The sequence below is a fragment of the Sphingomonas sp. M6A6_1c genome (assembly GCF_053345135.1).
Map to the genome: position 1 here is coordinate 189,583 of NZ_JBKEZO010000007.1, position 12,496 is coordinate 202,078.

The 12,496-nt window shown below is 67.6% G+C and carries 9 protein-coding genes; 6 read left to right on the forward strand and 3 right to left on the reverse strand.

All coding sequences use genetic code 11. From position 1 onward, the window contains the following. Positions 1 to 3: 3 nt before the first annotated feature. Entirely contained in the window at positions 4 to 1,245 is a 1,242-nt protein-coding gene (gene hemA / locus ACLBWH_RS16225) for a 5-aminolevulinate synthase (RefSeq protein WP_447799865.1), read from the reverse strand. 173 nt (positions 1,246 to 1,418) lie between these two features. Further along, positions 1,419 to 2,213, reverse strand: coding sequence for a glutamate racemase (gene murI / locus ACLBWH_RS16230; RefSeq protein ID WP_447799867.1), 795 nt, complete (start codon positions 2,211 to 2,213; stop codon positions 1,419 to 1,421). 138 nt (positions 2,214 to 2,351) lie between these two features. Between murI and plsY the strand changes: the two genes are divergently transcribed. The 3 genes from plsY to topA all read left to right on the forward strand — a co-directional run bounded on the left by plsY (position 2,352) and on the right by topA (position 6,763). After that, positions 2,352 to 2,966 carry a glycerol-3-phosphate 1-O-acyltransferase PlsY gene (gene plsY, locus ACLBWH_RS16235; protein ID WP_416222389.1) on the forward strand — a complete coding sequence of 205 codons (615 nt, stop codon included), beginning with the start codon at positions 2,352 to 2,354 and terminating at the stop codon, positions 2,964 to 2,966. Next, the gene (gene dprA / locus ACLBWH_RS16240; RefSeq protein ID WP_447799869.1) at positions 2,959 to 4,038 is read left to right on the forward strand and encodes a DNA-processing protein DprA; all 1,080 of its coding nucleotides are present in this window, start codon (positions 2,959 to 2,961) and stop codon (positions 4,036 to 4,038) included. Before plsY ends, dprA begins: the two co-directional genes overlap by 8 nt. A 121-nt stretch (positions 4,039 to 4,159) precedes the next feature. After that, complete coding sequence (topA, locus tag ACLBWH_RS16245) at positions 4,160 to 6,763, forward strand: type I DNA topoisomerase (protein WP_447799870.1); 2,604 nt, start codon at positions 4,160 to 4,162, stop codon at positions 6,761 to 6,763. 38 nt (positions 6,764 to 6,801) lie between these two features. Here the strand turns inward: topA and ACLBWH_RS16250 are convergent, their stop codons facing one another. Beyond that, entirely contained in the window at positions 6,802 to 8,925 is a 2,124-nt protein-coding gene (locus ACLBWH_RS16250; RefSeq protein ID WP_447799872.1) for a TonB-dependent siderophore receptor, read from the reverse strand. Between the two features lie 388 nt (positions 8,926 to 9,313). Here ACLBWH_RS16250 and ACLBWH_RS16255 point away from each other — a divergent pair, with 388 nt between their 5' ends. The 3 genes from ACLBWH_RS16255 to ACLBWH_RS16265 are packed head-to-tail and all read left to right on the forward strand — an operon-like array spanning position 9,314 to position 12,496. Then, positions 9,314 to 10,843 (forward strand): CoA-acylating methylmalonate-semialdehyde dehydrogenase, encoded by a 1,530-nt coding sequence (locus ACLBWH_RS16255; protein ID WP_447799874.1) that lies wholly within the window; start codon positions 9,314 to 9,316, stop codon positions 10,841 to 10,843. 5 nt (positions 10,844 to 10,848) lie between these two features. After that, positions 10,849 to 11,343, forward strand: coding sequence for a hypothetical protein (locus ACLBWH_RS16260; RefSeq protein WP_447799876.1), 495 nt, complete (start codon positions 10,849 to 10,851; stop codon positions 11,341 to 11,343). A gap of 7 nt (positions 11,344 to 11,350) precedes the next feature. Next, complete coding sequence (locus ACLBWH_RS16265) at positions 11,351 to 12,496, forward strand: acyl-CoA dehydrogenase family protein (protein ID WP_447799877.1); 1,146 nt, start codon at positions 11,351 to 11,353, stop codon at positions 12,494 to 12,496.

Here is a 12,496-nt window from a genome sequence, read left to right on the forward strand (position 1 = left end):
TCGTCAGGCCGCCTTGCGCAATTCGAGCCGGCTCCAGATCTCGACCAGCGCATCGGTCAGCTCGCGCATCATCTCGGGCGTATGGCTCGGGCCGGGCGTGAAGCGCAGCCGCTCGGTACCGCGCGGCACGGTCGGATAATTGATCGGCTGCACGTAGACGCCATATTCGGCGAGCAGAATGTCGCTGATCCTTTTGGCTTTCACCGGATCGCCGACGAGGATCGGCACGATGTGCGTGCTGCCGAGCATCACCGGCAGCCCCGCCTCGCTCAGCATCGTCTTGAGCAAGGTCGCCGATGCCTGCTGGCCCTCGCGCTCGACGCTCGACGCCTTGAGATGGCGGACGCTGGCGAGCACGCCCGCGACCAGCACCGGCGACAGCGAGGTGGTGAAGATGAACCCCGGCGCGTAGCTGCGGATCACGTCGATGATCGTCTGGTCGGCAGCGATGTAACCGCCCATCACGCCGAACGCCTTGCCCAGCGTCCCCTCGATGATCGTCAGCCGGTCCGCGACGCCCTCGGCTTCCGAAATGCCGCCGCCGCGCGCGCCGTACATGCCGACCGCATGGACCTCGTCGAGATAGGTCAGCGCATTGTATTTGTCGGCGAGGTCGCAGATCGCCGCGACCGGCGCGACGTCGGCCTCCATCGAATAGACGCTCTCGAACGCGATCAGCTTGGGCACCGCCGGGTCCTCGGCGGCAAGCAGCTCCTCGAGATGCGCGAGATCGTTGTGGCGGAAGATGCGCTTCTCGCAGCCGGCGTTGCGGATGCCCGCGATCATCGAGGCATGGTTGAGCTCGTCCGAGAAGATGATGCAGCCCGGCAGGATCTTGGCGAGCGTCGACAGCGTCGCCTCGTTCGAGACATAGCCGCTGGTGAACAGCAGCGCGCCCTGCTTGCCGTGCAGGTCGGCGAGTTCGTGCTCGAGATCGACGTGATAATGCGTGTTGCCGCCGATGTTGCGCGTGCCGCCCGAACCGGCGCCGACGTCGTGCAGCGCCTCTTCCATCGCCGCGATCACCTCGGGATGCTGGCCCATCGCGAGATAGTCGTTCGAACACCAGACGGTGATCGGCTTGGGGCCGTTATGCCCGGCGAAGCACCGTGCGTTGGGGAAAGCCCCCTTGTTGCGGAGGATGTCGATGAAGACCCGATACCGGCCCTCGCTATGCAGGCGATCGATCGCCTGGGTGAAGACGCGCGAATAATCCACGCGTACGTCGGTACCGTCGCTGCTCATGGGCACCATGTACCGATGCGGCGACGGGCTTGCCAGTGGATAAAAGCGCTCAGCGTGATCGGGAGGCTGGACATTTTGTCCCACCCTCGTGGGGAGACGGGAGCGGATTGGTCGAAGCGCGAGTGTGTCGATCCCCGCCCCAGTAATTTTTCCCCCGCTACGCGAGGGAGGAATCAAAGCTCCTCGATCGTCCCGATCCCATATCCCGCCAGCGCCGGCGCCAACGCGCGCTCCGCCGCGCCGAGCCGCGTGAACACCGCGCGATGCACCGACTCGCCCGCCGGCCAGCGCTGCCCCTCGGTCAGGAAGGCGATCCGCCGCGCGATGCCCGGACCGCCGTCGACGAATCGCACCCCCGCGGGCCCCGCCGCCGCCAGCTCTGCCTCGACCAGCGGAAAATGCGTGCAGGCGTTGACGATCACGTCGATCCGCGCGCCGCCGGGCTGGTCGAACAGACCGTCGAGCACCGCGCGATACCGCACCGGATCGGTCGCCGCGCCCACCAGCTTCGCCTCCGCCAGCCGCACCAGTTCCGCCGAGCCATGCCGCACCACCACGCAATCGCCCGCGAACCGTGCCGCGAGATCGTCGACATAGGCCTGGCGCACCGTCGCATCGGTACCGAGCATGCCGATCGCCCGGCTGCGGCTCAGCGCCGCGGCGGGCTTGATCGCCGGCACCGTGCCGACCACCGGCACGTCGAGCGCGGCGCGCACCACCGGCAGCGCGATCGTCGAGGCGGTGTTGCACGCGATCACCACCAGCCGTGGCCGATACCGCTCCACCAGCCGCCCGAGCAGCGCCGGCACCCGCGCCGCGATCTCCGCCTCGCTCTTGATTCCGTAAGGAAAACCGGCGGAATCGGCAGCGTAGACGATCGGCGCCCGCGGCAGCAGCGCGCGCGTCGGCGCGACCACCGACAGGCCGCCGACACCCGAATCGAAGAACAGGATCGGCGCATCGTCCATCGCCGGGTCCATAAGCCACCGTGGCGGGCAGCGCCAATCTTGATCGAAATCAGGCAGGGTCCCATTGGCGAAACCGCGGCGGACCCGCTATGGTCGGCCGGGGAGGACGGGGCAGTCTTGCACACGCATATACTCTGGATCGCGCCGACCTGCGCGCTGTTGCTCGGCTATGTGTTGGGTTCGATCCCGTTCGGCGTCATCCTCACCCGGCTCGCCGGCGCGGGCGACTTGCGGAGCATCGGCTCGGGCAACATCGGCGCGACCAACGTGCTGCGCACCGGCCGCAAGGGGCTGGCGGCGGCGACCTTGCTGCTCGATCTCGCCAAGGGCGCGGCGGCGGTGTGGCTGGCGGAATGGCTGTTCCCCGGCGACGGCATGATCGCCGCCGCGGCGGCGTTCGTCGGCCATTGCTACCCGGTCTGGCTGCGCTTCAAGGGCGGCAAGGGCGTCGCGACGCTGATGGGGATCGTCCTCGCGCTGCACTGGCCGATGGGCCTCGTCTATGCGCTGGTCTGGCTCGGCCTCCTCGCCAGCCTGCGCATCTCCTCGGTCGCCGGCATGGCCGCCGCGGTCAGCGCGCCGGTCAGCGGCACGCTGTTCGGCCGCTTCGATCTCGTCATGCTGCTGCTCGCGCTCGCCGCGATCGTGCTGTGGAAGCATCGCGACAATATCGAACGGCTGCTCGCCGGCACCGAACCGCGCATCGGCGGCGCGCGCGACGCCGAGGACGCGGATGCGCTCGCCGATGGCTGAGCGCGATGTCGCGCGCCTCCGTCTCCTTCGTACCGCCGGGGTCGGCCCGGTCACCTGGCGCCAGTTGCTCGCCCGCTTCGGCACCGCGGAGGCGGCGCTCGACATGCTGCCGACGCTCGCCCGGCGCGGCGGCGGCGCGCCACCGCGCATCGCCGAGCGCGCCGCGGTCGAGCGCGAAATGGCGGCGACCGCGCGGCTCGGCGCACGCTATCTGTTCCTCGACGATCCCGATTATCCGGCGCTGCTCGGCCAGATCGACACCGCGCCGCCCGCGCTGATCCTGCGCGGCGACCTTGCCCTGGCAAGCCGGACGACCGTCGCGATCGTCGGCGCGCGCAACGCCTCGGCGGCGGCATGCCGTTTCGCGCGCAGCCTCGCGCACGACCTCGCCGCGGAGGGCGCGACGATCGTCTCCGGCCTCGCCCGCGGCATCGACACCGCCGCGCACGTCGGCGCGCTGCCGCGCACGATCGCCGTCATCGCCAGCGGCATCGACGTGGCCTTCCCGCCCGAGAATGCGGCGTTGCAGGAGCAGCTCGCGGCGCAGGGCCTGCTGGTCGCCGAACAGCCGCCCCGCACCCAGCCGCTCGCGCGCCATTTCCCGTCGCGCAACCGCATCATCGCCGGCCTCGCGCTCGGCACCGTGGTGGTCGAGGCGGCACCTCGCTCGGGCTCGCTGATCACCGCGCGGCTCGCCGGCGAGATGGGCCGCGAGGTCATGGCGGTCCCCGGCAGCCCGCTCGACCCGCGCGCGCAGGGGTGCAATCTCTTGATCCGCGACGGCGCGACCTTGATCCAGACCGCCGCCGACGTCCTCGAACAGCTCCGCCCGATCGACCCCCGCGTCGTCCGCGCGCCCGCCTCGCCCTACGCCGCCCCGCCCCCCGCGGATGCGAGCGACGCCGACCGCACCCGCATCGCCGCGCTGCTCGGCCCCGCCCCGGTCCCGGTCGACGAGCTGATCCGCCAGAGCCACGCCGCCCCCGCGATCGTCCAGACCGTGCTGCTCGAACTCGAACTCGCCGGCCGGCTGGAACGCCACGCCGGCGGCCGGGTCAGCCTCACCGCCTGACCGCGAGCGCGGGCCGACCGCCTTCCCACCCGTTGACGTTTCGCCCCACGCCCCCGACTTGACGCGAGCCCCGACCGCTCGCCACCCTCGCGCGTACACGTAAGGACGTTATTGAACCGCCATGCAGCTCGTCATCGTCGAATCGCCCGCCAAGGCGAAAACCATCGAAAAGTATCTGGGCTCGGACTTCCGCGTCCTTGCCTCCTACGGTCACGTCCGTGATCTGCCGGCGCGCGACGGCTCGGTGAACCCGGACGAGAATTTCGCGATGGAGTGGGAGAATTACGCGGACAAGTCCAAGCAGCTCAAAGCGATCGCCGATCTGTCGAAGACCGCCGACCGCCTGATCCTCGCCACCGATCCCGATCGCGAGGGCGAGGCGATCAGCTGGCACGTGCAGGAGGTGCTGCGCAACCGCAAGGCGCTGCCCAAGGACGTCCAGCGCGTCACCTTCAACGCGATCACCAAGCCGGCGATCCTCGCCGCGATGAAGGCGCCGCGCGAGCTCGATACCGACCTGATCGACGCCTATCGCGCCCGCCGCGCGCTGGACTATCTCGTCGGCTTCACGCTGTCGCCGGTGCTGTGGCGCAAGCTACCCGGCGCCAAGTCGGCGGGCCGCGTCCAGTCGGTCGCGCTGCGCCTGATCGTCGGCCGCGAGCGCGAGATCGAGGCGTTCAAGGCGCAGGAATATTGGTCGGTCACCGCGCAGATGGAGCAGGACGGCACGCCCTTCGTCGCGCGCCTCGTCCAGTGGGACGGCAAGAAGCTCGACCGCCTGTCGATCGGCACGCAGGGTGACGCGCTGAAGGCCAAGACCGCGGTCGAGGAAGGCCGCTTCTCGGTCCAGACCGTCGAGACCAAGCCGGCGACGCGCAATCCGCCGCCGCCCTTCACCACCTCGACGCTCCAGCAGGAGGCGGCACGCAAGCTCGGCTTCTCCGCGGACCATACGATGCGGATCGCGCAGGGCCTCTACGAGGATGGCGCGATCACCTATATGCGCACCGACGGCGTGCAGATGGACGGCAGCGCCATCTCCGCCGCGCGCCTCGCCATCGCCAACCGCTACGACGCGAGCTACGTCCCCGATTCGCCGCGCCAGTATCAGACCAAGGCGAAGAACGCGCAGGAAGCGCACGAGGCGATCCGCCCGACCGACTTCACCAAGGACCGCGCCGGCTCGGGCGACCACAATCGCCTCTACGAGCTGATTTGGAAGCGCGCGCTCGCCAGCCAGATGGCCTCGGCGCGTATGGAGCGCACCACCGTCGAGATGGCGGACGGGACGGGCCGCAACGTGCTGCGCGCGACCGGCCAGGTCGTGCTCTTCCCCGGCTTCCTCGCGCTCTACGAAGAGGGATCGGACGATACGCAGGACGAGGAGGCGCGCCGCCTGCCCCGCCTGCGCGAGGGCGACGCACCGGCGAAGAAGGACGTGCTCGCCGAACAGCATTTCACCCAGCCGCCGCCGCGCTTCTCGGAGGCGAGCCTCGTCAAGCGGATGGAGGAACTCGGCATCGGCCGGCCGTCGACCTATGCCTCGATCATCAAGACGCTGAAGGACCGCGCCTATGTGCGCGTCGAGAAGAACCGCTTCTTCGCCGAGGAAAGCGGCCGTCTCGTCACCGCCTTCCTCGAACGCTTCTTCGAGAAATACGTCGGCTTCGACTATACCGCCGAGCTGGAGGAAGAGCTCGACGACGTCTCGGGCGGCCGCGCGCAATGGCAGGCGGTGCTCGAAGCCTTCTGGCGCGACTTCAAGCCGCGCACCAACGAGGTGATGGAGCAGCAGCCCAGCGCGATCACCGCCGAGCTCGACGTCTTCCTCGCGCCCTATCTCTTCCCCGACAAGGCGGACGGATCGGACCCGCGGCTGTGCCCGAAATGCGAACAGGGCAAGCTCGCGCTGCGCGGCGGCAAGTTCGGCGCGTTCATCGCCTGCTCCAACTATCCTGAGTGCAAATACACCCGCCGCTTCGCCCAGCCCGGCGGCGAGGAGGGCGAGGACAGCGGCCCCGAGGGACTCGGCAAGGATCCGGCGACGGGGCTGGAGGTCGAGCGCAAATCGGGGCGGTTCGGCCCGTACATCCAGCTCGGCGAGGGCAAGGAGGCCAGGCGCGCCTCGATCCCCAAGGACCTGCCCGGCGAACTCGACCTCGAATGGGCGTTGAAGCTGCTCAGCCTGCCGCGCACGATCGGCAACCACCCGGAGACAGGCGAGCCGATCACCGCCTCGATCGGCCGTTACGGCCCCTATCTGGCGCATGCGGGCAAATATGCGCGGCTGCAATCGACCGCCGACGTGTTCGAGACCGGGATGAACGCCGCGGTGGTCAAGCTCGCCGAGGCGGCGGCGGGTGGCGGCCGTCCGGCACGCGGCGCCGCGCGCGCGCCGCTCAAGGAACTCGGCAAGCATCCGCGCACCGAGGCGGAGATCAAGCTGATGGAGGGCCGCTACGGCCCCTATGTCACCGACGGCGAGACCAACGCGACGCTGCCCAAGTCGATCACCCCCGACGCGCTGACGCTGGAGGAGGCGGTGCAATTGATCGACGACCGCGCCGCCGCCGCCCCGCCGAAGAAGAAGAAGGCCCCCGCCAAGAAGCCCGCGGTGAAAAAGCCCGCCGCCAAGGCGGCGGGGACGAAGACGGCAGCGAAGCCCGCGGCGGCCAAGAAGACGACCGCGAAGAAGCCGGCGGCGAAGAAAGCCGCGGCGGAGTGATGCACGGAGATCGGGGGTACGCCTCGATCCCGTCGCTCTCAAAGCTTGATGCTGGCGTTCAGCCTGACCGTCCGTGGCTCGCCGACGAATACATAGCCCGAGCCGAGATACCCCCAATGGTGGAGGTTCGCGACGTTGTCGACTTCGGCACGAAGCGTCAGGGCATGGAGGGTAGACCCGATGTCATAGCTGGCGCGCAGATTGACCAACGTCGTCGACGGTACGCGGAAAGTGTTGACCGCATTGCCCCACAGTCTGGCCGTGTGGGATAGTTCGGCGGTGGTGCTGAAACCGGGCAGGCGCGATGGCCGCTCGGTCACCTGCACGGTGTCCTTGAAGCGCGGCACGCCCTCGACCTGTCGCCCTTGCAGATCCTGTTCCGACTTCCGGTAGGTCGCCTCCTCGATCGCGACGCTATTGGCGACGGATAGATCGAGCGGCAGTGCGACGCGCCAATTGGCTTCGACACCCTGATAGCGTTGCGTACCGTCGGACACGTAGACGTTGGCGGCATTGGCGTATTGGGCGCCCCGTTCGATGCGATACAGAGCCGTCGAAAAGAACCACGCCGGCCGTTCGACCTTGGCACCCACCTCGATCTGGTCGGACATCACCGGCGGCAGTGTCTCGCGGGCATTCGCGAAGCTGTCGGGGACCGTTATCCCGCTTTCGAGCGCCTGAACGTAGCTGACGTAGACGGTGGCGTCCGGCAACGGATGATACAGCACCGCCGCGACGGGCGTCACCGGTGACTTGGCATAGGTTTTGACAATGCCCTGTTTGCTGTATTGATGCTCGACATAGCGCGTCACCCGCAGGCCGCCGATCACCGACACGCCGCCGAGGCTGATCGTGTCGCTTGCGAACGCGCCTTCCTGCACCGAATGATAGCTGCGGTAGATCGCATCGGTGAACGCGCTGGGATAGTTCACCGGTGTTACCGGTCGATACAGGTTTTGCGACCCGATGACCGTGTTCAGCCGATCGCGAGGCAGATAGCGCTTGAGGTCCTGCCATGTCGCGCCGAGCGTCAGCTGATGGGCGAGCGGTCCGGTCGTGAAATGCCCTTCGAGCGTGACCTGTGCCTGATTGTAGCGCGACCACGACCGGGGATTGGTGTTCAGCTTCACCCCATAGTCGCCATCGCGGTTGATCAGCGGCATCCATTCCGCCTTGTAGGTCCGCCAGTCCAGGCTGTTGCTGTAGTCGGCCTTGACCGTCCAACGCGGGCCGGCGGTCCAGCGCAGACCGGTGGCGCCGTAGAAGACGTGGCTGTTGAAGAACAGGTCGGGATAGGCGGCGAGATTGGTGGTGCCGCTGATCGGCCGCGGCAGGGCTTTCGCGCCATAAGCGACGGGATCGTCGATGAAGAAGTCCTGCGTTCCACCCTTTATGCGGCGATCCTGATAGATCAGGTCGCCAGTCCACAGCAGCGTGTCGGTCAGTTGCGCGTCGAGACCGAGCGAACCCGAATAGCGCAGGACGTGCGACCCGCTGTAGGTGCCGCCCGCTTCGTGCGTCAGGTTGAGACGATAGCCCAGACCCGCGGCGACGGGACCGCCCGTGTCGATATGTTGCAGCAAGACCGTGTTGGACGAATACCCCAGGTCGGCGGTGACGAAAGTGTCCGGCGTGGGTCGTTTCGTCTGATAGTTGATCAGCCCCCCCGGCGCATTGAAGCCATAGAGAAAGCCGGACGCGCCCTTCAGCAACTGCAAGGCCTCGAACGATTCGAGGGGCAGCTCCACCGTCGTCATGTAAAACGGGTCGCCGTTGATTCGGTAGCCGTAGAGATCGTCGAGCGGGATGCCGCGGATCGTCTGGGAATAGCTGTTGAAGGTATAGGTGTCGCCGTTGGCGACCACCGAAGCATCCTGACTGAATACCCGCGCCAGCGACCGGACCTGACGTTCCTCGATCTCGTCCGCGGTTACCACGCGTGCGGAGAATGGCGTGTCGAGGTCGGACCGCACGCCCAAGGCTCCCCCCGTCACCGTATCGCGACGTGCCGTCCCGGTAACGACGATGGTCTGTGGCGCCGCATTGTCCTCGCCCGTCGCCGCGGCGGCGCGGGATGCATCGGCATCCGCATTTGCCCCCACCTTCGATTTGCGATCGGATGTCTTTTTCTCGACCTGCTCCGCGCCGGCCGGCGAAGCCATTGCAATCGAAATATAAAGTACAAATGCCCACTTGTTAGGAATCACGGCTACATACACCAGTCGACTAGGATTTAACCTGCCTAACTATGCCACCTCTGATCTATACCATTACTTTTTATAGGCTGATCTAAACATCAGATTACATGCATGGTAAGACCCTGAAAAAGTGTTTTTCTGCTGTTGCTTGCGCACACGCTGTCGCGGTGCGAGGCCGGAATTCCGTTTGCGGGCGCGCCGGCAGGGTCGGTGTTCCCCAGCCGATTACGGCCAACATCCTCCCCACAAAAACGTCAGCCTTCCCCACCGATTACCCGCCCCCTCTTGCACCGCGGGCCGGACCCTGCGACGGAAGCTCCAAAGCCGACCAAAGCGGCACGAAGGAGCGAGGATGCGTATTATCGATCATCTCATCGTCGGATCGGCCGGCGGTGATGCCACGCGCTTCGGCGACGTGTTCGATCCCAACAGCGGTGAGATCCAGGCGCGCGTGCCGCTCGGCACCGCGGCCGATCTCGATCGCGCCGTCGCGGCGGCACAAGCCGCGCAGCCCGGCTGGGCCGCCACCAATCCGCAGCGCCGCGCCCGCGTCATGTTCCGCTTCAAGGAACTGGTCGAGGCGAACATGGACGCGCTCGCGCATCTGCTCTCCTCCGAACATGGCAAGGTGATCGCCGATTCGAAGGGCGACATCCAGCGCGGGCTGGAGGTGATCGAATTCTGCTGCGGCATCCCGCACATCCTAAAGGGCGAATTCACCCAGGGCGCCGGCCCCGGCATCGACGTCTATTCGATGCGCTTGCCCGTAGGGATCGGCGCGGGGATCACCCCGTTCAACTTCCCGGCGATGATCCCCATGTGGATGTTCGGCGTCGCCATCGCCACCGGCAACGCCTTCCTGCTCAAGCCGTCCGAGCGCGATCCTTCGGTGCCGGTGCGGCTCGCCGAGCTGATGCTGGAGGCGGGCGCGCCCGAGGGCATCCTGCAGGTCGTCCACGGCGACAAGACGATGGTCGACGCGATCCTCGATCACCCCGGAATCGCGGCGGTGAGCTTCGTCGGGTCGAGCGACATCGCGCATTACGTCTACCGCCGCGGCGTCGAGGCGGGCAAGCGCGTGCAGGCGATGGGCGGCGCCAAGAACCACGGCATCGTCATGCCCGACGCCGATCTCGACCAGGTCGTCGCCGATCTGTCGGGCGCGGCCTTCGGCTCGGCGGGCGAGCGCTGCATGGCGCTGCCCGTGGTGGTGCCGGTCGGCGACAAGACCGCCGATGCGCTGCGCGAGAAACTGATCCCGGCGATCGCCGCGCTGCGCGTCGGCGTGTCGACCGATGCGCAGGCGCATTACGGTCCGGTGGTCAACGCCGCGCACAAGCAGCGTGTCGAAAACTGGATCCAGACCGGCGTCGACGAGGGCGCCGAGTTGGTCGTCGACGGCCGCGGCTTCTCGCTGCAGGGGCATGAGAACGGCTTCTTCGTCGGCCCGACCTTGTTCGACCACGTCACGCCCGGGATGTCGGCATACAAGGAGGAGATCTTCGGCCCCGTCCTCCAGATCGTCCGCGCGCCCGATTTCGACACCGCGGTGCGGCTGCCGAGCGAGCATCAATATGGCAACGGCGTCGCGATCTTCACCCGCAACGGCCATGCCGCGCGCGAGTTCGCGGCGCGGGTCAATGTCGGGATGGTCGGGATCAACGTGCCGATCCCGGTGCCGGTCGCCTATCACAGCTTCGGCGGCTGGAAGCGCAGCGCGTTCGGCGACACCAACCAGCACGGCATGGAAGGCGTCAAATTCTGGACCAAGGTCAAGACGGTGACGCAGCGCTGGCCCGACGGCTCGGCGCTCCCCGGCGGCAGCGAGGATGGCGGCCCGAGCCGCATCCAGGATGCCTTCGTCATCCCGACGATGGGCTGACCGACATGCGCCGCACGATCCTCCTCGCCGCCGCGCTCGGTCTCGCCGCCTGTTCGGGCGGCGAATCGGCCAACAACGAATCGTCCGGCGGCAGCGCCGCGGTCGAGCCGACGCCGACCAACCTCACCGACGATCCGCAGAACAGCGTGGTGCCGATACCCGCGGTCAGCCCCTCGCCGATCGCCGCGATTCCCAGCGGCTTCCAGGGCCATTGGGGCATGGTCTCCGGCGACTGCGACGCATCGAGCGGCGCCGACAAGGGCGCGCTGACCATCGCCGGCAACCGCCTGTCCTTCTTCGAATCGCGCGGCACCGCGGGCACGATCCGCCAGACCCGCCCGGACCAGATCGCCTTCGACCTGCCGATGAGCGGCGAGGGCATGACCTGGTCCGAACCCACCACGCTCACCCTGCTCGACGACGGCAAGACACTGGTGCGCGAGGCCAAGGGCGATGCCAATCGCGCCGGCTCGTTCCGCTACAGCCGCTGCCCGGCCTGAGGATATCATGGAAAACCAGTTCGACCTGACCGACGACCAGCGCGAGATCCAGGACCTCGCGCGCCGCTTCACCGCCGACCGGATCACGCCCCATGCGGCGGAATGGGACGAGAAGCATATCTTCCCGCGCGACACGATCAAGGCGGCGGCCGAACTGGGCTTCGCCGCGATCTACGTGTCGGAGGAGAGCGGCGGCATCGCGCTCGGCCGGCTCGAGGCGGCGCTGATCATGGAGGCGATGGCCTATGGCTGCCCCTCGACCAGCGCGTTCATCTCGATCCACAATATGGCGAGCTGGATGATCGACCGCTTCGGGTCGCAGACGGTGAAGGACAAATATCTCCCCAGCCTCGTCACGATGGACCGGCTCGGCAGCTATTGCCTCACCGAACCCGGCTCGGGCAGCGACGCCGCCGCCCTGAAGACCAAGGCGGTCCGGGACGGCGATCATTACGTCGTCACCGGCTCGAAACAGTTCATCTCCGGCGCCGGCGAGAACGAGGTCTATGTCACGATGGTCCGCACCGGCGAGGAGGGGCCCAAGGGCATTTCGGCGCTGGTCATCGAGAAGGACATGCCCGGCGTCTCGTTCGGCGCCAACGAGCGCAAGCTCGGCTGGCATTCGCAGCCGACGCGGCAGGTGACGTTCGACAATGTCCGCGTGCCGGCGGAGAATCTCGTCGGCGCCGAGGGCGAGGGCTTCCGCATCGCGATGATGGGGCTCGACGGCGGCCGGCTCAACATCGGCGCGTGCAGCCTCGGCGGCGCGCAGCGCTGCCTCGACGAGGCGATCCGCTATACCAAGGATCGCAAGCAGTTCGGCACGGCGATCGCCGATTTCCAGAACACCCAATTCACCCTCGCCGACATGGCGACCGAGCTGGAGGCGGCGCGCGCCTTGCTCTATATGGCGGCGGCGAAGGTGACGGCGAACGCCCCCGACAAGACGCGCTTCGCGGCGATGGCCAAGCGGCTCGCCACCGATACCGGCAGCAGCGTCGTCGACCGCGCGCTGCAATTGCACGGCGGCTACGGCTATCTGATGGACTATCCGATCGAGCGCTTCTGGCGCGACCTGCGCGTCCATTCGATCCTGGAGGGCACCAACCAGGTGATGCGGATGATCGTCGGCCGCGACCTGATCCGGCAATAG

What these genes read in the sequence shown, in the direction of transcription:
- hemA (WP_447799865.1), bottom strand. Translation starts at nt 1,245, where the DNA reads ATGAGCAGCGACGGTACCGACGTACGCGTGGATTATTCGCGCGTCTTC.
- dprA (WP_447799869.1), top strand. Translation starts at nt 2,959, where the DNA reads ATGGCTGAGCGCGATGTCGCGCGCCTCCGTCTCCTTCGTACCGCCGGG.
- ACLBWH_RS16255 (WP_447799874.1), top strand. Translation starts at nt 9,314, where the DNA reads ATGCGTATTATCGATCATCTCATCGTCGGATCGGCCGGCGGTGATGCC.
- ACLBWH_RS16250 (WP_447799872.1), bottom strand. Translation starts at nt 8,925, where the DNA reads ATGGCTTCGCCGGCCGGCGCGGAGCAGGTCGAGAAAAAGACATCCGAT.
- murI (WP_447799867.1), bottom strand. Translation starts at nt 2,213, where the DNA reads ATGGACGATGCGCCGATCCTGTTCTTCGATTCGGGTGTCGGCGGCCTG.
- topA (WP_447799870.1), top strand. Translation starts at nt 4,160, where the DNA reads ATGCAGCTCGTCATCGTCGAATCGCCCGCCAAGGCGAAAACCATCGAA.
- ACLBWH_RS16260 (WP_447799876.1), top strand. Translation starts at nt 10,849, where the DNA reads ATGCGCCGCACGATCCTCCTCGCCGCCGCGCTCGGTCTCGCCGCCTGT.
- ACLBWH_RS16265 (WP_447799877.1), top strand. Translation starts at nt 11,351, where the DNA reads ATGGAAAACCAGTTCGACCTGACCGACGACCAGCGCGAGATCCAGGAC.